This window comes from Rossellomorea aquimaris, from assembly GCF_020171925.1.
GTDB classification, from domain to species: domain Bacteria; phylum Bacillota; class Bacilli; order Bacillales; family Bacillaceae_B; genus Rossellomorea; species Rossellomorea aquimaris_F.
In genome coordinates, this window is sequence record NZ_JAIVAR010000001.1 from 917,877 (window position 1) to 939,870 (window position 21,994).

Genomic DNA, 21,994 nt, shown 5'->3' on the forward strand with positions numbered 1-21,994 from the left:
CATTATCTCCAGAACTGTGTGGCACCATAATACTCCAGCTCCCCTTGCATCCGTTTCACATGATTCAACGAGACTGAGCTTCCTTCCAACTTACGTGACAACCAATCACTCAGTTCTTGAAGCATATCGGAAATCCGCTCATCTCCTCTGATCTTTGTGAGGACCTTCTCCGCAATCACTCCATCCAAAGCTTCCGAAGAATCCATTGCATCATCAAAGCCAAGCTGATGATTGGCATAAAGCTTCTGCAGCATTTCCCCCATCGTCCGATAGCCGAAATGGAGTTCATGACGGGCCAGTGTCGTGTGCAATTCCTGCAGCAGATGGAATTCCTGATTCATCGCCTCTTTCATATCACGGTCCACTCTTTCCCAGAATGAAGTGAAATCGACGTCCGACAACGTCATGACAAACGCACGATCCAGCACCTTATCAGAGATGGAGTGCGTCGTCTCATCGACATTGATTGTCCCTAAGATATAGACATTAGGTGGAATCAATAGTTTTTGCGGAACATCCGTTACATGGTCATCCTGGTGAAGCGGGATTTCCTTCCTCGATTCCACCGCACTTAAATAGTCGCTCAAGTAGTACTCAACGCGCGCCAAGTTCATTTCGTCCAGCAGAATAAAATGAGGTTTCTCACGTTCTTTCAACGCATTCAAAATCACGTTCAGAAACTCCGTCTTCACATAGCGTTTTTCAAACGAGCTGTAATAACCAAACAAGGAACTTGCATCCGTCCAATCAGGTCGCACGGGGATAATGCTGAAATATGGGTTATCACTCTCATATTCCAATCCGTAGACAGCATTCGCATATAGACGGCAAAGCTGGGTCTTTCCTGTGCCTGAAATTCCGCTGAGTACGACAAAATGTTTGTCGTCAAGTGCGGTCAGGTTAAGGTGAAGATCTCTCACGATGGATTTAGAGAATGTAAATTGGCTATTATCGATCATTTCATAAATCTCTGTAAACCGGAAGTTAGGGTCAAGGCTTTCCGTATCATTTTCGCTTTCTTCTGATACGATCTCAGACTCTTCATTTACTGTAGGAAGCTCCACTGCTTGACGGGCATGTGCAAACAGGAGGGCAGAATCGATGAAATTCTTTTTCACCTGATGTGCACCTTCCTCGAAAGTCTGGCTCTCATTATCATACGTTCCAACACAGTAAGAATGATCATCAACCTTAATGCCATGCTCCTCCAATAAGTCCATTGCGAGTGTCTTGATTTCCTGGTTATCCATTTTTTGTGTGGCAAAGAGTTTCTTGATCCACCACTCCTTCGATCCATAGCCAAGAATTTCACGTGCATTCGTAAAGATCTGGTTGCCCCCGGCAGCCTTCACGACGATTGTCTGATACGGAGAATTCTTGTCATGATAATCAAGGAAATCGATATGTCCCTTTGTGATCATCTGGTCCCCATCGTTTATTTGAAAAGCTTGCCGCTTTCCTTGGGATTTGTAATTTTCCACCGATGATATTTCCACGGAATAAGTACGGCCGAGCAGCCTAGTTTCTTCTATGTCACGAACGACTGAGAGCTGCTGCAATGCCGTCATTGCCTTTTGACCAATCTCAATTTCCTGCAGGAGTAAGTTTCTGAACTCGGATAAACCACCCCAAACTTCTTCTAGGTAACCATTCAATTCATACTCATCCATCTTTCCTTCAAGAGGGAGTGTCTTCCCTAATTGGAATGAAGGTCTCTTCCGAGGTTTAATACAGCTTTTAATAAAATCCTCTATGTCATGCTTGCCTACACTTGATTTTTCTCTCCATCCCGTCAGAATGGAGTAACTTTCTGGAATCGTATGGAGCACCTGCTTAATCTCTCCGCTTCTCAACCACGACCAAAACGGGATGAAGCTTACTTCTGCATGGATCAAAAGGGATTGATCGATCCCGTTCAGTTCCAGCATCAATAGATTTGTCTCTTTGTCGCCCGTTTTCTTATACAGTCCAACAAAATATTTCCTGCCGATATCCGAGTTCTTTTTCTTCTCGGCATGTGCAGGATTCCTAGAATCATGATAAGTCGTCGTCAACGTGGTATCGTAACCCCGGATATAATACTCTTCCCCTATAGGAATATCCGTCGTCTTGATAAATCGTTCAAACACTTCCTTCACAGAAGGAGCCACCTCATCCAGTACCCGGCGGCATCTGATTTCGGTATTGTCTTCGTTAAATAGAGATTGATAGTATGTAAGGTTTAGCATTCATTCACCCGCTTATTTATTGTAATTAGTATCAGACTAGCATACTTGGAACCAATATTGTCCATATAAAAGATAATAAATGACGACCCAGTTAAAAATTTATCGTGGTTCCACAATTTCTGTTTAAACAAGCTTACATCATCCTAAAAGGGATAAATTCGATCACTATATGTAACCAAATATTAGGATGATGACATTTGCCTGGTTATGTTCATTATAAAAGCCGATTCCAATTAGAATCGACTTATTTTGCAACTAATTGTAAAGTGGGAACCGCCACTCCACAATCCCATATTTAACGTATATCAATCCCTATCAGCCATATTGGAACATTTATCAGATTTGTATATTGATCAATAGCTCTTCTAGCTTTTTCAAAATTCACCGTACCATCACTAATATAATCTGCCAAATTCCCGTCTGCCACCACATAAATCAATGCATCAATTGCCATGAAACGTTCTATATGGATGGCTTTGAATAAATCATAATATAGTAATGCCCAATTACCAAACTGTAGTTCCCCAATTATTATAGGTTTTTCTTTTTTAGCTACAATATCTATACCTTCAAATGATTGGTCTGGAAGTCCTTCAAGTGAAGCGAGAGTTTTCCAGTCTGCTCTCTTAGACAGTTCTGTGTCCCATAATGAGAATCCATCAATTATACCCCTTCTACCGAAACAGTAATTGTGGAAATTTTTAATGTTAAGGGTATCATCATATTTTGCAAAATCAAAGCCTTTAACTTTCTTACTGGTTGCGTAATAAAAAACCCCTTCTTCAAAGGTGACTTCGAATTTCAAATCAGAAATGTGATTGTCCAATTGTTTTTTTATAGCTGAGTTTAGTGAACCAGCTGTGATTCTTGGATAATAAAGTTTTTTCGATTTGTGCTTTTTTGTTGAAAAATCTAAATTTGATAGTCTACTATTCAGTGAAGAAAAAACCTCATGCTTGAAAGATGGGTTTGCATTCACAAAATAATTTGCATTACGATGAAAATATTCATTGTCAGTAATGAAGATATCGCCCGTAGTTCTTTTATTCCATGCTTTTGCCTCTAGTGGTTTCAGTAATGCCATTTTGTTCTCCTTTAGATACTAAAATTTCATTTCGATATCATTCTACTACATTACTCCATAGGTATATATACATAAATTTACTTTTCTAGTAAGATTAATTCAATAGTTCAATTTTTTATTAAAGGAGTTTTAAAATGCTTTATGATACTATCGATGAACTGATGGAGAAAGCAAGATTGGCAGAAGGAAAGACTTTTGGAGAGATTGATAACACCGGCAGAATCAAAAATCTAAAATCAAAAGGTACATTAGGAAATATAATCGAGGAAAGTTATTTCGGCTATGAAATAAACTCGACATCCAAACCAGATTTCGAAAACTTGGGCGTGGAACTGAAGGTCACCCCTTTCAAGCGAAATAAAAATGGTACATATTCAGCCAAGGAACGACTCGTCCTCAATATAATCGATTACATGAAAGAGTATAAACTGACTTTTGAAACATCCTCCTTCATGAGCAAGGCAGCCAAGATGCTGATCATGCTTTATAAGCACGATCCGGATATACAAATCAATGATTACCGTATCTTCAAAGCATTCCTGAACGAGTTTTCAGAGGAAGACCTGGCGGTAATGCGTCGGGACTGGGAAACCATCGTGACTAAAATCAGGAATGGGGAAGCCCACTTGATATCGGAAGCAGATACAATGTATTTGTCTGCTTGTACCAAAGGCGTCAATAAAACAAGCGTCCGACAGCAGCCTTTTTCGTCAATCGAGGCTAAACAACGTGCTTTTTCACTAAAAGCCTCGTACATGACCGGCTTGATTCGTAAATACATCACTCCAGAGCACATGGAGTCAATTACAAAACCGGGGGAACTGAGTGATAAGACGCTGGATGAAATCCTAAATGAGAGATTCATGCCTCACTATGGGAAAAGTGTGGATGTATTATGCAAGGAAGCAGGTATAAAATATAATCCTGGTAATAAGTCCATGATCCCACATTTGATGACAAAATTACTCGGTGTCAGCAAGAATGATATCGATCAAATCGAAGAATTTTCAAAAGCGAACATCAAGTTCAAAACCATACGCCGTGAACCGGATGGAAAGATACGTGAACACATGTCATTTACAAACATCGATTTTGATACTTTATTAGAAGAAGATTGGGAAGATAGCGAATTGTTCAACATGTTCTCAGAGCAAAAGTATCTCTTCTTGGTATTCAGATTCACTGAAAAATATCAAAAAGGAGTAAAGCGAATCCCTTATTTCGAAGGAATCAAGCTTTGGAACATGCCTCAAGGAACAATTGAAAACGAATTATATGAATTATGGGCTGAGACACGCAGGGTTGTTAGAGAAGGAGTCGAGCTCGTGCCTAAAAGTAATCGGGTAAATAACAATCTCCCTGGCTCCAAGTTCAATCGAATTTGTCATGTAAGATCAAAAGCCCAGGATGGTGACGATAAAATATTGCTTCCTGACGGCCAATGGATTACCAAACAGGGTTATTGGTTGGATAAAGACTACATACAAATGATTTTGGATGAAAGATAAAACAGAAGCCACAAGAGCACTCTTGTGGCTTTTCACTTATCCTTACTAGCTATCGAACCCTTTTTGGATACGATGTTTAACTCTTCCATAAGCTAGGTAGTATATACATATATCTTAAAAAGGAGTTCGTTAATATGAAGAACCCAAAAACAACAGAGGAAAGAAGCAGGATTATGGGGTCCATCAAAGCAGTTTCTAAATTGGAAGACCTGGTTACAAAGGAACTGTGGAGACGTGGTTATAGGATACGGAGAAATGTAAGGTCATTAAAAGGCACACCCGATATCGCTATAAAAAAGTATAAATTAGTGATCTTCATCGACTCTTGCTTTTGGCACCTTTGCCCGATTCACGGCAAAATACCTAAATCCAATGTCGAGTTCTGGACAAATAAATTGACCAGGAACAAAGAACGCGACGAAGAAGTGACGGATTATTATAAGGGAAAGGGCTGGCATATCCTTCGTCTGTGGGAACATGAAATACGTAAGGAATTCGAAATTGCCCTAAAGAAAATATGCGACTTCATTGATGAAGCAAAATCTGCATACTATGAAGGGCTCACCTGAATTCATCCAGGAGAGCCCTTTACTTATTATTGTGCATCCGTTTCTGAAAATACCAAATCAAGTTCAACTTGATTCCCATCGATATTTTCCTGCTCTATTTCTGTTATTCTTCTTCCCATACGCTCTATCAAACCGACGACCAATGCATTCCCCATACAGAAATACCTCATCCTGTCCGTCATCCCTTCCGTCCACTCATCCGGGAATCCATTCAGGCGTTCACATTCGACCGGTGTCAGGATGCGCAGCCTCTTTGTCTGTGGATCTTCCACCACATGAGTGCTTCGATTGACAGTGCCTTCGCTCGTTAACATCGTCCTGCCTGGCTTGTCCAACGGCTCTGGGAAAGCCATGCCTCCCTCGGAAAAAGTATATTTATGACCCGTAGCTGACGTCCTTTCAATTCTTTTGGGACCCTTCAGATACGTGAACTTTTCAACCGCCGCTTCAGACAGGTAATATTTTTCGTCAACATCTGACTGAAGGATATCCTTCAATGGAGTCGGTGATTCTTCCACTGGTGTGACTTCTTCCGTATAGACCAGATCATCCCTCATGATGCCGGCATTATAGTAATTCATCGAAAATTCATCTGAAATCTCCACAAGATCCTTCTTCATGATGAAAGATTGAGGCTTTTTCTTTTCAGATATACCTTCCTTAACCGGAAATGCCTTCGCAAAGAATCCTTTCTGGTGTATCATCTGGGTTTCATCAAAGCCTCTTCTATTGTCGACATACGGGGTTTCATTCTTCGTGGCAAAGATGAATACCCTCCTTCTTCTCTGGGCTTGTCCATATTCAGCCGCATTGATGACTCTCCACTCCACTGAATATCCCAAGTCCCGAAGGCTTGCCAACATGATGGAGAAATCCCTTCCGCGCTGCTTGGAAGGGGATTTCAGCAATCTATCCACATTTTCCAGCAGAACATATTTAGGACTGGTCTCCCTCATCAGGCGGGTGATTTCCCAAAAGAGGACCCCTTTCTTGCCTTGAAGACCTTTTTCCCCGTTCAAACTCCTTGCCACTGAATAATCCTGGCATGGGAATCCACCAACGATCATATCGATATCCTGGTTCTTGAAATTCTCACCATCAACGGTGCTTATATCTTCATTGGAGTGTTCACCTTTACCTTCGAATCGCCGTGCATAACAGTCGAATGCATGCTGGGCTTTCTTTGAAGGCTCCCATTGGTTCCCCCATACAACATCGAAACCGCCAGCACCTTCCAAACCTAAACGGAATCCTCCGACACCGGCAAATAATTCAATTACATTTATCATGACCGAACATCCTTTCGGTTATTTTCTTAATTTCATTATAATAAAGTTTGTACAAAAGATCAACTATTTTCACTTGTAAAATAGCAAAAATACAATTGATATCATAATGTGCTACAAACATTTATTATAACAGAAATAGGACTGGCCTTTATAGGTATATTTTGAAAAGAGTTAGAGTGATGATAAAAGAACACGGCTCCCTGGATTCAGGAAGCCGTTCTTGAATTATTCATTAGCAATTGTTCAATTCATCCCGTAAGTCTGCTCCTGAACAATTTCATTCCTATCCAACTTGAAATATCTACATAAATACTTATCTATCATCTCTTCGACTTCATCCACATTCAACATATCCAGTATCATGGCCCCTCCGACAACATTAAGGTATTTAGTTGCCTGAACAAAATGATCGCGTTTAATGGAGACTCCACATTCTTTGAGTTTTAACAAGGATTTCAATATCCCCCTCGTGATGTTCTTGTTTGATGTAAAATTACTGGAAAAGAAAACAACACATCGTGCCGAGAAGTCCTTTTCGCAAAAGAATTCCGTCAGTCTATATGGTTCATTTTCAGAGGATTCGTCATAAGTCATATAACCCACCCACCATAAACGAGCAAGTATATGTACAAATAAAGATCGCTTATTACCATTCTTGAAAAATAAAGATGTGTTGATCCTCTTATCATTTTCATTTTCAAAGTCTTTCTTTAATCTGTAAAATGAAAAGTCCCTTAGTTGTAAGTGTGACAGCCCGGCCCACAACCTTTCCTGTGTAGCTTGTGAGACAGTTAGATGTTTCAAAGATTCATAAATTACTTTCACGTTCTCCAAATCGCTTATTGCAAAATCTTCATCCCGATTCATCTCCGGTTCCTCAAAGGAGATATTCGAGTCAATCACTCTTCCCTCCGAGCTGAAATACTCATCAAACCAAAGATGATCTTGATTATAGTAATATGACTTATATGCATCGAAATTACTCCGTAAATCCATCAGGCATTCATCAGATATAAATTTTAATTTCAAGGTCTAATCCTCCATCCTGTTCAATCTTTCTATTTCTTCAAAGCTGGTCTTCAGCGGATTCCTCAAAATTATTTGTGCAGCTTTAAGTGGAGAAAGTTTATCTGAGCCAACATCTTCAAGGTTATAATCATTCTCTGCAAAGATTTTCTCCAAAACTTGATACCAGGTATACTCTTCCAAGTCCCCACTTTTTTCCCTGACTTTAGAGAACACATAGACCAAGGATGGAACAATAACTGTAGAAAGAATTGTGCTTTTAAGTGTGGAATGAGCACTGGAAGCGTAGAGCTTATATTCCTTTTCAGGTAGTTGTATTGTAATGTTGTTGGAATGCAGATCCACATCCATATAATCATTTTTCAATGATTTCGTAACTGTGACGATAGAAGGCAAATTTAATAATTCGGTATCATCTTCAAATAATGTTGTCTCGATTGCTTCCCCGATTGCGATGAAATTCCCCTTTTCAAAGCTGATTGGCACTTCTTGATACCAGTCATTCAAAAATTCATTGGTATAATGATCGATATTTTTATTCGCGATGATAAAAGAATGAATGGTAATCTTCCCTCTTAATTGATTCGAAGGAACAGTGATTTCCAGTTTGTCGTTCATCCCCTTATAAGCTTTCCTGAAACTTGTCTGTGGACATTCGACATGAATTAAATAAACACAAGTTCCATCTTCAATCATTTTTCTGATTGGTTCGTTATCAAGGATAAATTCAGCTGTGATTTGAACCTGACCAAAAGAATCCCGGATTCCCATCTTTACATGGAAGTTAGTCCCTATGTAGTCGTCATTATTCATATATAAGACCGGGTAAGGGTAAGAGGGATTAATCTTCATAAAGCTCTACCTCCATCACGCAATAATCATAGTAATCGATTTCCACATCCACCTTGAACCCTGCGTGTGCAGGGACGGACCCTATATAAACAGCATTCGATTCGACCTTCTCCACTACAACGCCCTGATCATCTGTAGAGGCAGTTTTGATCGGTAAATCATAATCGCTTTGTTCCCCGATTACCTTGAAGACGAGTTTGCCTCGCTCCATAGGCTTTTTGGAAGAGATGAAAAATTTATATTTTCCGTTCTTCCTTTCAGTAGGAACATACTTCTGCTCGATTGAAATGGGGTTTTTATTTGGCTTGCGTTCTTTCTTCTTATCTGAATCACCATCTCTATCAGGATTCAGTTCATTCTGACCACCTGGATTGGTTGAACCACCTCCTGCATTTCCACCTTCTCCATGGGATCCGTCACCATTCCCACCTTCTTCACCTGTGGAAGTGATCCCATATTCACCAGAAAGTTGCTCTTCGAAATCCTGTTCTTCAGTACTATTCCGTCTTCGGGAAGTTTTACGCTTTGGTTCTTCCTTTTTTTCTTTCGTGACAAGTGATTTGATTTTAGAATTCAATGATTCCGTTTTATTCGCTCCAGTATCGGAAATCATATTTTTATTTGGGAGGAAGTCACTTAAACCGACAGCATCCATGCTGTCTGTCACTTGTTCCTGGAAGTATTCTTTTACGGATTGCCTCATGAACTTCCTTAAATCGGAATAAATGGCGTTAGCCAACTTTGGATTTTTTTCATATCTGTCCGGTGACCATTCGTTGTGGGCAGGGTTTTCCATTTGTTTGAATATATTATTCATTTGATTGCCCGTTATCATCAGTAGACCTGTAAAAGAGATACTTCCACTTATATTCTTCTGTTCAAATAACCTCATGCCGGTCTTCCTTGTCATAAGTACCCTTCTGTTCAAATCTTCACCATTCAACAGAAAAAGGGTCGCCTCACCTTCCTCGAAGTGTATACCGGCTTTATATTTTTTTGCAGGATATTCTATTTTGATTGTCTTTTCTGAAATCAATAGATTGAAATAGTTCTTAAGTATCCGGTTCTCTTCATTGTCTTCCAAGTCATAGATAAGTTCTTGGATATTTGATTTATTGATTTCAAAATCATTGATTCTTACAATGAGCTTCTGGTTATACACCGTTATGAAAAAATTAAAAAGAATCGACTTTATGACTTCACTTTCCCATTGCCGGCCAGGTTCAAAAGCCATTACATATATATCAGTGCCTGTCTCTTCCCTTACAAATTGTTCTTCTAAAGAGAGTTGGCCAGGAATGGCTTTTGATTTATCGTTATTTGTGTAGTAACCATTCCCCAGGGTGATTTGATCATTATCCTTCCTGAATGACATGATGTTGGCCACACCAATATGCGATTCATAACCAGTGATGTCCACAGATGAATAAAACAATGTTCGCAGCTTGGAGTTCAAGAACGGAGCCGACTTCCCAATACCGAAACTTCCCCCGGAACTTTCACCTTTATTGGAAGAACCCGCTTCCTTCACAAGTGAGCTCCATGGCGAACCAAGTTCCCCATCTTCAGCACCTTCCAATCCTTTTGTGTTAAAATCACTTATTCTTAGAACATTGATTTTTTCTCTATCCAGAATTTCAAGGGCATCTTTTATGAAATCTTCACTCTTTTGGTTCCGGTCCTTCCAGGTGTCCTCACATTGCTTGAATATCTCAAGCATTTCCCGTCTATTCGGAAAGATGTCCATATCTGCAGAAAAACTACTGAATTCAACAACTACCGGTTCCTCTTGATTCTTTATTGCATCCAAGGAATTCTGGCAAATTTCACGCGTCAACGCATCCAGAGCATTTCCCCTGAATGTCTCCATTCCGGCATTATTGATGGAATTTATCATACCACCAGTTGCTGCTGGAAAATTCCAAAACTTGTTCATGATAATCCCCATTTCTTTAATGTTTTTTTTGTAATGTCTGATAAATAATCATTACAATTATTCTACTAAATTCGGCATTCATTTAAGATAAACTGCAACTTATTCAAATGAGTAACTTTTAGGTATATTTTAAAAAGGGAACTGGTACATCGCTATGCTAAATTAAGCATACCGAAGTCCATCCCCTCAAAATTGCCATTACATTAAATTATATGTTTATTATAAAACTGCTCTTCAATTTCACCAATAAACACGGAAGGCTTACCGTAATAATAAAGCTGCAAATATGTCTTTGCTCGTGTTATTGAAACATAGAGCAAACGTCGCTCTACTTCCAGGTATTCATCATCCTGAATATCTTTGTCTGCTATTTCATCAATAAGATCTATGATGATGACATAGTCAAACTCAAGGCCTTTAGCTGAATGGAAACTGGTAAGTTTCACACCAGGTGTATGTGCATTACCTTTTTCTTTTTCGATGAATTCATGAGGGATTCCTTCTGCTTGTAAGCTATAATAAAACCTTTTAGTCGATTTCCATTCTTTAGAGAGGATTCCAATTGTTTTTTCTGGTTCCTCTCTTCTCAACTTTTTGATTGTTTCAATGACAGCCGCATCCTGTTCTTTCTTGGAACTGCATTCAAATACATCCGGCATCGGCCCTGAATATTCCGGCAGGACAGGTTGGACATACTCTTCATCGTCTATGATTGAGTCGTGCTGCTGCAAGCTGTTGGCCATCTGGATGATCTGCTTCGTAGAACGGAATGAATTTTGCAGAACCTTTGTACGTCCCCCTAGGATATTTATCCCGATTTCCTTCCAAGAAAAAGATGTCTTATAGATTTTCTGACCTTTATCAGCTGCAACGACAAACCTATCCTTTGCGATATAACGGAGTAACTTAAGTTGGATTTGCTGTAAATCCTGAGCCTCATCCACCATAACGCAATCAAATTTATATTGATCACTGAGCTTTCCTTTATTCTGATAAATCATTAATCCATAGTCATCATAATCCAGTCTTCCATCTTTCTTCTTGTTTGCTTCATATCCTACATAAATACTGAAAATGACGTCCCTATCTTTTTTTGTTACACGGACATCCCCACCGCGACCTGAACGTGAAGCATCTTTATAGTCTGAAGACGTCAGAATCGCCTTCCCTTTTATCCAAGAGATTTCTTCTAAAAGGAAGTCTTGGAATTTATCATCTTTAATGAATCGGTGTTGTTTGGATGAACTCTCTTTTATTGATTGTTGAAGGTATCTTTTCCTATCTTTTGTATTCGCAACCTTGACCCATTTTATATTGCCAACCTGCCTTAACGGTTGGAATGCCCAACTATGAAAGTTATAGACATGGAGATTATCCGGTCCAATTTGTTCCGCAATATATTTAGCATAAGTACTAAGTGTTTTATTATAAGTGAAGAGGCCAATCTTTATTGCTGGGTCCTTTTTAATCATTTTTCTTGCTTTGTTTAAAAGGACCGTGGTCTTCCCACTTCCGGCAATGCCTTTTATAAGGAGTTCCTCCCCCTCATAATCCACTACTTCCCTTTGCTTTTCAGTTAAATCATGTGCAATAGCTTCAATGGTCATAATTCAATTCTCCTTACCAAAAATCATCGTCATCGTCATCATCTTCCGAATAAATTGCATCCATAGCTGACGGGACGCCTTTACTCTCTTTTATCACCGATTGGACTTTATCAATCTGATATTCAACGGTTTTATTAATTTTCTCCCTATCTACTACGTTTTGGATACACCATTCATCGGCTACCTTACTCCAGATGCTCATCAGCCTGATTTTCTCCTTTCTTCATCATCAACGGGATGATGTGCTTCAGGGCAAAAGGCATTATGGGGACAAAAGCGGCACTTCATGCTTGGCTTTGCTTCCATTTGGATTGGGTGGTTGTTCAATTGGTATTCAAATTCTTCCCTTAGATCAGGTATGATGGTTTCCGGCTTATCATACAGTTTTTTAATTCTATTTGCAGTCTCTTTACTATCGTCATCAACATTTTGATTTTGAAGTGCCGGGAATAAAAACAATTTTCTGAGGTTACTATATTCATTTTCTTTTCCATAAGGCAGGTGTCCTCCATAATGCTTTCTAGCCCAATCTGAATACCGTAGATTTTCATCTGCCATGAGGTTGAGCTTGAAATCCGTCCAGTATGGGAAAAGCTTATCTACATCTCTCTTCACCATTTCTTCAGTACCTTTCCTTCCGATCAGTGCCTGAACTGACTTCAAGAGGTTACCATACATGAATTCATGTATGAACTCACTATCAAACGTACTAAATTCCTCTGTGATGTAACTATAGTAAAAACGACGTGGACAGAACTCGAACTCAGCCAAGGCATCTACAGGATATGCGAGGAATGTATCTAGTTCTTCCTTGCTGACTGACCTTTCCAATGGCTCATACAAAAAATCATTTTCAAGTGAGTTCTTTTCCTTGTTAGGAGTCAATCCCAATTGACTTAGATAAATTGCTTTATCCAGATTATCCTTATCCTCATACTGAACCATCCAGGAAAGTTCAATTTCATGGGAGAATTGAAGGAGATTATACATTAAGTACCTCGTAATCCCTTTCACATGTCGATTTCTTAATGCTTGAAAGGAGAGCGGGATATTAATTTCTGCCAACGCCCTGAATGTCTGCTCTTTCAGCGGCCATGGGAGCTGATATTCGTTATAAGGTAAACTATTTTCATCGAGACCGGTCACATGCGTGATTCTGTTCTCTTTGAATGCTTCTCCATCCATTTCGATGAACGGACGAATAACCATATCCTCATCATGGTCACTATTCAAATTTCCAGATAAATACAAACTTATCGCAGAACTGATGTCATCTATATGAAACATTTCAACTGTCGGCGCAGTTTGCAGTGTCTTTTTCAGCTCTTCCACCAAAATCCTTTCTTCCTGTTGAATCTCCTTTTCCAAATGGGGATTTGCATCGAATACCAAATGGCGTAATTTTTTGAAGTGTTCTGTCAATGAAACTCTATTTCCTCCAACTCCGAAAAGTGATCCGGCAACTTGGAATAATTTTTCTATGAAACTGATGACCTGTGAGACATCAGGTTCCTTCATTGAAAAATGAGAAATACGTTTAAAAGGACTTTCCATCATTTTATGGAAGCGGTTACCGATATCGTTTTCAAATACAGACAAAACATCTTCTTGAATCTCCTTCAGAAGAGTTGCCCTTTCCAGCCAATCATGGATAGTCTCACAACCTTTGAAGAATGGGAGTAAATCCCCAAGTTCTTTTGTGAAATCCCTAGCGTTTTTATTAGTTTCCTTGTCGTATAACCAACCTGATGAAAAACACTCGAAGATTCCACTTTCAGTGATTGCTAAACATTTACTCCGTTCATCCCACATCTGGTGTAAATGGAACATATACTGACCGATAGGATACGAAAGCAAGCGTCTCTTTTTCTTAAATAGTTCTGGATAATATTCAACCAATCTATTGTTTAGAGTCTGTGCATTCGGTGCGATAAATGTTTTCTTCTCCCCTTCTTCTCTTTGAGTATGCTCAAAATCCGTTAAGAATGAATAAAAATCTTCATAGTCTGTTACGAGCACATCTTGCGTTCTGAAAGTCTTCATGGGTTTTCCTTCAAAGTCTGATAAGAATTTATCTGCAATCGTCGGCTCTCCAAGGTAAGAGCCACCTTTATTCCAATCATCAATATCTATCCAACCGTGCCTCTTGCTGATGAAATCAGAAATAAAGGAAAAGGTTTTTGGATAACGTTCGTCATACAAATTAAGAAAGATGATGTTGACTCCCGCCTTCTTCAGCATTTGAAAAATCCGTTGCTGCTCTGATGTCAAGAAGTAAAACCCATGCAAAACGAGGGTATCAAGTGAAAACATTTTGTTGATTAACTCAATATCTTCGTCCCCATACTCTTGTTCGATTAATGAAAATAGAGTTGCTTTATTTTTCTCCATATCCTTTTTTATTGGAGACATACCGATTCTTCTGATTTGCCTGAAATCACCTTGACCTACAAGCTCCTTCCATACATTGATGAAAACCTGTTCTTTATCGGACAGATTCCATTCTTCATCAAAATCATCCGGTGTGACTCCTGACAATTCCAATAATCGGATAGTATCCAGTACCTCGATTTGGTTACGTCTAAAAGATGAATAATACTCGGAATCCCTCGATATAACATTATTCAGCGCTTCTGATAGTAGAAGGTATTGTTTTAGTTTCGTCTCAGCACTGGACCACCCTGGTAATATGAATCGGATAAAAGTACTTGAAGTGATGATTGGCGCAGTGATAAAAGGTTGGCCTTTACCCTTTTGATAACGTTCAAATACACCGTCCCTCATATTTTTCGTTGCACATATGTGCAAACAATTCACATGTTGTTTAAAAGCATCCAACTCATCTAATTTTCGTGGATGATTGTAGGTAAGTACCTTACAATTCATATCAACTGCCCTCCCTAATAAAACTTGCCCAGCTGCATCGACCATGTCTGATCCAGTGGTTTATTTGGCACAAAAATAAGGAGTCTCTCCCTACAACGTGTCATGGCAACATATAACAACCGTGTTTCTTCTTTTACGATTTCTTCAGATTCCATGTCGTTCAAATCATTATGGTTTTGATTGCGACTTGCACTCTTCTTGATAAACCATCCGACTTCTTTCCGTTCGTCATCAAAAAGCATTTCATCCCGTTCAAAATCAAAAATTTGATCGGTGAAAGGAATGATGACTGTATGGTATTCAAGACCTTTTGACTTGTGGACGGTTACTATTTCTATGATGTCTTCACTTTCCACTTTTTCCACTCGGGGCTCATCCTCATTACGGTTTGTTTTTATATTAATCCCCAACCATGTAAACATCCCGTATAAAGTGGCATTTGTGCTATCGAATTGTTGATGTAACAAGTTCATTAAATGGTTAAGATTTTTTTGATATTGCTTTACACCTTGCTTGATTTTTAGCTTTTCTGTTTCATCAGGCTCTTCTGCAAAACGCTTAAGTTCCATAGAATACAGACGCTGATGTATATCCCTTGATAAGAAATTCCTGATGACTGCAAATACAGGCTTGATTCTGAGTTGGCTTACATAGTCTTCGAACTGTTCTTTTAAGCTATGTTCTTTTCTAAGGTAATCCATAATTCTATTGTTATCCCCCTCAAAAGGGACAAGATTATCCAGCAACACATCGGCTTCAAAGAATGGTGTTGCCAATGCATTGAGGACACTTTTCGAGTAGTTTGGATACAAGAGTGCCTCAATAAGGGTATAAAAATCTTTTACTGCGGGGCTATTAAAAAATGTTCCCCCCACATTCAATTCTGTGACAAAACGGTAATCTTCACACCATTTTTGTACTCGCTTTGCCTGGTTATTCGTCCTTACCAGCAGGGCAATTTTTTTCTTTTTTGACTTAGGCGATTGTTTTTTAATGAGCTCCTGAGCATGGACAATTTCTTTCATTAATTTATCTCTTAATTCATCTGCCCATTTATTATATTTAACTAACTTAAATTCATTGCTAGCAAAAGTGGAATGCTCATTACCTATGAGCCTATCTTTTTCTCCATAATTCAAATGATCATCCAGTGCCCATTGTTGGAAAAAGCCATCGATTTTTTCCAATATCCCTTTCGAAGTCCGGTAGTTTATTTGAAGCGGCTCTTCATGAAAACCTTCATTCACCTGTTTTTGCAATTGTTCAAATGCAGTATAATCCGCTCCCCTGAATCGATAGATTGATTGCTTAATATCGCCCACAACAAACAGTCTTGTGTTCAAAACCTGTGCTATTTGGGCGACAAGTTTGATTTGCACGTCATCACTGTCCTGAAATTCATCAACAAAAAGAAATTTCATTTTGTCCGATAATTCATGTAGGGATTCAGCCTTCTCCATACTGATTTGACTGATTTTCCTTACAAGGTCCCCTATTGTGATTGAATTTTCTTCTTTCTTCAGATCATCAAAGTCTTTTTCGACACGAGGAAACACATATTTAAATAGTTCATTGAAATGTTGGTCTTGCTCTGATTTTGCACTTCCCCAATGAAGAGACACAATTTGATTAATATTTAAACCTTTACTTTCGATTTCATCCCAAAAGGATTCAATAATCCTTACGAGCTCATAATGGCGAAATCCATCAAAACCTAAGGCCTCCACAGGTGTATTCCCTACATACTCATTTAGTACTTTTTCGACGATTCCTCTGCGCTTCATAGTGTAGCTCTTCAGTTTTACATTGCGACCGAATCCCAGTACAAATCCTAGTTCCTGAATCAAGGACTTTGCAAAGGAATGAATGGTGCTTATATTCATTTCCTTTAATTCTTCTGCAAATTCCAGATATTTAGGTAGATTCGTAATATAATAACGCGAGAGAAGCTCCTCTTTTAACCTTTTTTTCATTTCCTGCGCCGAATCTCGTGTAAACGTTATCATAACAATATCTTTAAGCGATAGTTCTGGGTTCATGGAAATAAGGTACATAATCCTTTGAATCATGACAGTCGTCTTCCCTGTACCGGCTCCAGCGGTGATCGCCAGATTGGAATCGACTGCTGCATGTTCAATTCGGTATTGCCCTTCATTGAACGATGGGAATAGTGTGAACCACTCATGACCAAACAAATCATCTATACCTTCACCATCAACCACTTCGACAGGTTCATCGATTTTATAATCTTTTTTCGCTACATAATATTGAAACAAATAGGCCTCTTCATATTTAGAAAAAAATTCATTCGGGAACCATGTTGCCGATTTCTCAAAAGATGACAAGATAATGACCTTTTTACCTTTTTCCAATAAGGTTTTCACGTAAGGTATATCTTCCCATAGCCTATCTTTAGTGGCGGCAATATATAAGTATGAGTACTTAATTAGATCTTCTCCAATATCCTTTTCCTTCTTTTCCACACCGGAAATAAATCCGACCATCGATTCCCATTCTGAAGTACTCATTGGAACCGAGGATATTGACAAATATGTGGACTGAATTATTTCCAGGGTTTTTTTATTTTGGATATCATCCTTTAATAGTACTTTAGGGGCACTTGGCAGTAAATGAAAGCCTTTCTCTTCCCACTCTTCCCTCGTAATATAAGGAAGCGCGACTACAATCCGTTTTGAATAATTCGGATTGAATCCTCTTTGCTCTTTCAAGCGTTCAACCAGACCATACATTTGCTGTTCCGCTTGTTGATAAGGACTCCCCTCATCTATGTAAAAATCTTTATAGAGCCATTTATGACCTTGAATGGAGACGAGATTATCAATCGTAATCCCTTTGACTTCTATGATGATAGCCCCTAATTCTTTATCAATCAATAAGATATCAGGTTCTTTCCTACTCATGAAATCAGCAGAAAAAATAGGATAATTCAAATATGCGATAGACTCCCTATTATGAAAAGAAGCCTTAACTGCGTCCCATACGAGATGCTCTGCTTTACTACCTTTTTTATCCTTAACATAGGTTGAAATAAACTTTCCTAACACAATTTTCACCAACTTCTGCAAAATTCCTACTTTAGACATAATTATATCAAAATAGTCATAAAAATTGGTTATTTTTCAGAAAAAGGGAAAAATCATGTTTGAATTAGTTTGCTAACCCTTCCAAGAAGAAGAAACCATGCAGGCATACACGCCAGCATGGTCTCACTCCATTTTTAATCCTCAAATCAGAGAATATCATCAAATTCCGAAACCACCCGTGGCCGCTCAACAACCAGCCCCTCCAGTAATGGTGATGGGGTATCCCGATAAAAAACTTTCACCTCTTGTTGGGCCCTGGTGAGCAAGACATACAGCAATCGAGCATGCAGCTCATCTTTAGGAAAACTCTCCTCATTCGCATTTACGACGATGACTGCATCAAACTCCATGCCCTTACTATAATATGACGAAAGTACCGATACATAGCCTTGCTTGACTTCTTGATCTGGATTTACATAAACCGCGTCTTGATTGAAATGATTGCTTAAGTAATCAGCCAATCCGATTGCCTTCTTTTCATCTTTATGAATGACGGCAATCCTTTTGTATTTAAGTTTCCAACTTTCAATTGTTGTAACCAGCCTCTCTAACAAGTCCCTTCCCGAGGTGACCATGTTAAAAGAAGCCTCCGGACCACTTCGATTCAATGGGATAATTGGATAATAGGAATCACCATAATGATTCTCCAACACTTTATTGGCTACAGTGATGATTTCTTTAGTTGATCGATAACTTGTATCAAGAGATAATAGTAAATATTTTTTATCATTGAAAATGGACTTCATCAGGTTATTCCAATTATATTGGCCATATCCCCTGAATATTGACTGCTCTTTATCTCCAAGAATTGTAACGGTCTTTGTCATCTTCTTCAAAACCGCATAGTGGACGAAACTTAAATCCTGACCTTCATCAATGATAATGTGGGCGAATTTTTCAGGCGGATCATACAACATCAAATAAATATAAAAAATTGGCGCAATATCAAAATAAGTAACTTCTTCAAACCCATAATCCTCAAAAAGAGCGGGAATCCCTTCCCCGATTTCTTTTTTAAACATGTTCAATACATCCCTGGAAAGGACTTGTTTGTATATCCTATGAGGATCAGGGATTTCCATGGATTTTTTCCATTCTGCGAGGCAAACCTTTAATTCCTTGTTTAATTTTTTGACCTTATAGTCTCCTACTTTATGAACTTGCTTACGAGCCAATTCTTTCTCTTCACCTGATAGACCACCATCATCAAGAAATTTCAAAAAACTCTCCATATTGGATACTATGTCTTTTATTTTTCTCTCAACAATATCTTTAAAGTGGGTCTCAACATGATGAATGAATTTTTGTACTTGTTTTACAAAAGGCAAATAAGCATACCCCTCGAAGATTTTTAGTAAATCAGAAACAAGTAACCGTTCATCCGATATTTGTAAAGCTACAAAACGTCTTTCGTATCCGGACTGTATTTCATAGACATATTTATCAAGGATTTTGACGAAACTCTCGGAACCCTTAAATTCAGTTCTTACTTGTTCCTCAGTCCCTTCCTTCCTGAAGAGAACCTCCTCAAAATAGACCTTATAATTCTTCTGAACCCCATGTGGAAGGAATGGTTTCAAATATTCGACTATCAGATTTTGGAAAGTGGATTGCCGGATACCATCTAGATTCAATTCGGGTAATAGCCCCCTGAATGAGCTGATAAATAAGTTCGATGGGCCCAAGATAAGTAGATCTTCAGCTTTCAAATGCTTGTTATTAAATAACAAATAGGATAGTCGATGCAAGGCAATGGAAGATTTACCTGACCCCGCCACGCCTTGAATCATGACATTACATTCTAGGGGTTGGCGGATTGCTTCATCTTGTTCCTTTTGAATCGTCGCAATGATTTCCTTCAAGTACCCAGTCGTATCGCCACTTTCTAAAATTTCTTTCAAGAAATCATCCGTTACCGTCAGTTCCTCGCCTTTATCAGTCAAAGTAGTATTGAGTTCGCTATTCGTTTCAGCAACTTGCTGAAGCATTTTAATAATTTTCTTATCTTTTATGGTGAACTCCCTTTTCAACTTTACTTCTACTTGGTTGATGGACTTTTTTCTATGTATTTCATCATACACGGTATAGTTTTGTCTTGGTTTACCAGGCATAAAATTATAGTAGACTGATGCCATGGGCATTCTCCAGTCTAATACCACCAAGTTTTCATCCTTATCCCTTACTCCTTGTTTTCCAATATACAGAGTCTCATCCGTACCATCTTCATGGATATCGATACGTCCGAAATAGGGCTGACTTTTTGTTTTAGACAATTGTTCTTGATCACTTTTTCCTGACTTATAAGAATTGGTATTTAATTGACCTCGTTTCCGGTCCAATAGTTCCCAAATGAAATAAGATTGATCTTCTAGCTTATTAATGACATTATCCAATTGGCTTTGTTCTTTTAATACTTCATTTTTGTCCATCTTTTCACCCCGATTGATTCTATGAAGAAAAATAATGCAAGACGCATTTTTTGTTGAAATATGTAATAATCATATTTTACTAGAAATTGTAAGAGACTTAAAGTCGAAATTTTTTGTCAATAAGGATTTTAGATAGATTGAAAAGTTAACATGTGTTGCAAAAAAGTGATCAAGCTAAAAAAATGGTGCACTTTCCTTAACTTTTAGGAATAGACACAAATTCAAAAAAATATATTCACATTATTTGATGAATAACTCATTGAATTATAATCTAAATATTCCCATGTGAACTAGTAAATCCTATCTATTAATCCTCTACCTCTATTAATAATATCTTCTCATCAAACCCTCCACGCTCCTAAGCCTTCTCTTTACGTATACCTTCCACTTCACCTATTGTTGAACCATGACACTTAGCCAAGCCTGAATAACCTCTAACAGATCAGCAAGCTCCTCAAGTGCCTCTTCATCCGTTTCAGCAGCACAATACTCGTCCAGTTCTTCATAACTTTTCTCTTTTAAGTACTTTATATAGTCTTCATCATTTAGAATATCCGTTGTGAACTTCTTTCCTTTTTCCTATATAATCTGAGGAATCTTATCCCTCACTAACTTATTATATGTTGGCACGACGGTACCTCCCAATTTATGTATTATCTACTATTTTACCATTTAGATTCGACATGAATGAACGGCTGATCAATTCGAATCCAATTTCAAACGAAATTTAATTGAAAATACCGTGTAAAGTCTGTGTTCTCTCGATCTTTCCACCTGAATAATAGATTTAGAGGTGGGTAGTGAGTTATGGATATACAACAACAATTAAACCAGATTATTGGTAAGCGAATTCGTAAAGAACTAAAACTGAAGAAGTTGACGATTGAATCCATGGCAGAACTTGCAAAGATTCATGACACCCATCTAGGGGATATTGAACGGGGGAATGTGAATACCTCTCTTCATACCCTGTTTAGAATCGCAGCTGGTTTAGGTCTTGAGACCCCATATACCTTACTCCATGATGCGAAACAAGACATCTATCCTCTTATGCAAGAAGAAGTGAAGGTCCTGAAATAAGGAGAAAATCCTTCACGGCTTTACATCTCTCTCACAATAAAGGAGGTGTGAGTATTAAGAAGAATGTGATGTTAGTTAGTCAAAATGAATCCTTCCTGATCCAAATCCTGGGGTTCCAATCCCGTCATGACTATGGTGAAATCTACATCAAGGATTCAACTTCAAAGACTTTTACATTCAGGGGTTATGATCGACGTAAGGTGATGAAAGATGCCAGAAAGGAACTTCTCCTTTTAAAAATATCCAATTGATCTATTTACCATGAATAATCTTAACTGAATCAGAATCTTCACAGTACTCCCACATTTCCACATCGTTTGGAAAAGATGCTGATACATCTTCTTGAAATATTCTATTAGAGTCAATCCCCTTCTCTCACAATCATCCTTCAACACA

General features: G+C 38.4%; 15 protein-coding genes and 1 pseudogene. 4 read left to right on the top strand and 12 right to left on the bottom strand.

Annotated elements, in window-relative coordinates:
* Positions 1-2 precede the first annotated feature (2 nt).
* Complete coding sequence (locus LCM10_RS04790; protein WP_224875028.1) at positions 3-2,228, bottom strand: McrB family protein; 2,226 nt, start codon at positions 2,226-2,228, stop codon at positions 3-5.
* 295 nt (positions 2,229-2,523) lie between these two features.
* Positions 2,524-3,312: a BglII/BstYI family type II restriction endonuclease gene (locus LCM10_RS04795; RefSeq protein ID WP_224875029.1), complete on the bottom strand. Its 789-nt coding sequence runs from the start codon at positions 3,310-3,312 to the stop codon at positions 2,524-2,526.
* Positions 3,313-3,446: 134 nt separating this feature from the next.
* On the opposite strand from LCM10_RS04795, the gene LCM10_RS04800 reads away from it, so the two are divergent.
* Together LCM10_RS04800 and LCM10_RS04805 are read left to right on the top strand one after the other, a co-directional pair.
* Complete coding sequence (locus tag LCM10_RS04800) at positions 3,447-4,820, top strand: Sau3AI family type II restriction endonuclease (protein WP_224875030.1); 1,374 nt, start codon at positions 3,447-3,449, stop codon at positions 4,818-4,820.
* 134 nt (positions 4,821-4,954) lie between these two features.
* Positions 4,955-5,389 carry a very short patch repair endonuclease gene (locus tag LCM10_RS04805; RefSeq protein ID WP_224875031.1) on the top strand — a complete coding sequence of 145 codons (435 nt, stop codon included), beginning with the start codon at positions 4,955-4,957 and terminating at the stop codon, positions 5,387-5,389.
* 26 nt (positions 5,390-5,415) lie between these two features.
* On the opposite strand, the gene dcm is transcribed toward LCM10_RS04805, so the two are convergent.
* The 10 genes and pseudogenes from dcm to LCM10_RS04855 form a co-directional block, all read right to left on the bottom strand.
* On the bottom strand, positions 5,416-6,678 hold the full coding sequence (gene dcm, locus LCM10_RS04810; protein WP_224875032.1) for a DNA (cytosine-5-)-methyltransferase: 1,263 nt from the start codon (positions 6,676-6,678) through the stop codon (positions 5,416-5,418).
* A gap of 243 nt (positions 6,679-6,921) precedes the next feature.
* The gene (locus LCM10_RS04815) at positions 6,922-7,707 is read right to left on the bottom strand and encodes a DUF6339 family protein (RefSeq protein WP_224875033.1); all 786 of its coding nucleotides are present in this window, start codon (positions 7,705-7,707) and stop codon (positions 6,922-6,924) included.
* Positions 7,708-7,710: 3 nt separating this feature from the next.
* Complete coding sequence (locus LCM10_RS04820; protein ID WP_224875034.1) at positions 7,711-8,556, bottom strand: hypothetical protein; 846 nt, start codon at positions 8,554-8,556, stop codon at positions 7,711-7,713.
* Entirely contained in the window at positions 8,546-10,492 is a 1,947-nt protein-coding gene (locus tag LCM10_RS04825) for a hypothetical protein (protein ID WP_224875035.1), read from the bottom strand. The genes LCM10_RS04820 and LCM10_RS04825 overlap by 11 nt, the downstream gene beginning before the upstream one ends.
* Before the next feature lie 203 nt (positions 10,493-10,695).
* Positions 10,696-12,099 (bottom strand): ATP-dependent helicase, encoded by a 1,404-nt coding sequence (locus LCM10_RS04830; protein ID WP_224875036.1) that lies wholly within the window; start codon positions 12,097-12,099, stop codon positions 10,696-10,698.
* A 13-nt stretch (positions 12,100-12,112) separates the two neighbouring features.
* The gene (locus LCM10_RS04835) at positions 12,113-12,301 is read right to left on the bottom strand and encodes a hypothetical protein (protein ID WP_224875037.1); all 189 of its coding nucleotides are present in this window, start codon (positions 12,299-12,301) and stop codon (positions 12,113-12,115) included.
* Positions 12,301-14,985 (bottom strand): hypothetical protein, encoded by a 2,685-nt coding sequence (locus LCM10_RS04840; protein ID WP_224875038.1) that lies wholly within the window; start codon positions 14,983-14,985, stop codon positions 12,301-12,303. The genes LCM10_RS04835 and LCM10_RS04840 overlap by 1 nt, the downstream gene beginning before the upstream one ends.
* Before the next feature lie 14 nt (positions 14,986-14,999).
* Positions 15,000-18,089, bottom strand: a complete 3,090-nt coding sequence (locus LCM10_RS04845; protein WP_224875039.1) for a UvrD-helicase domain-containing protein — start codon at positions 18,087-18,089, stop codon at positions 15,000-15,002.
* A gap of 146 nt (positions 18,090-18,235) precedes the next feature.
* Positions 18,236-20,518, bottom strand: coding sequence for a HelD family protein (locus LCM10_RS04850; RefSeq protein ID WP_224875040.1), 2,283 nt, complete (start codon positions 20,516-20,518; stop codon positions 18,236-18,238).
* Between the two features lie 358 nt (positions 20,519-20,876).
* A pseudogene (locus tag LCM10_RS04855) lies at positions 20,877-21,148 on the bottom strand (phosphoribosyl-ATP pyrophosphohydrolase).
* 177 nt (positions 21,149-21,325) lie between these two features.
* On the opposite strand from LCM10_RS04855, the gene LCM10_RS04860 reads away from it, so the two are divergent.
* The gene (locus tag LCM10_RS04860; RefSeq protein WP_224875041.1) at positions 21,326-21,598 is read left to right on the top strand and encodes a helix-turn-helix domain-containing protein; all 273 of its coding nucleotides are present in this window, start codon (positions 21,326-21,328) and stop codon (positions 21,596-21,598) included.
* Positions 21,599-21,645: 47 nt separating this feature from the next.
* Entirely contained in the window at positions 21,646-21,849 is a 204-nt protein-coding gene (locus LCM10_RS04865; protein WP_224875042.1) for a hypothetical protein, read from the top strand.
* Positions 21,850-21,994: the final 145 nt, after the last annotated feature.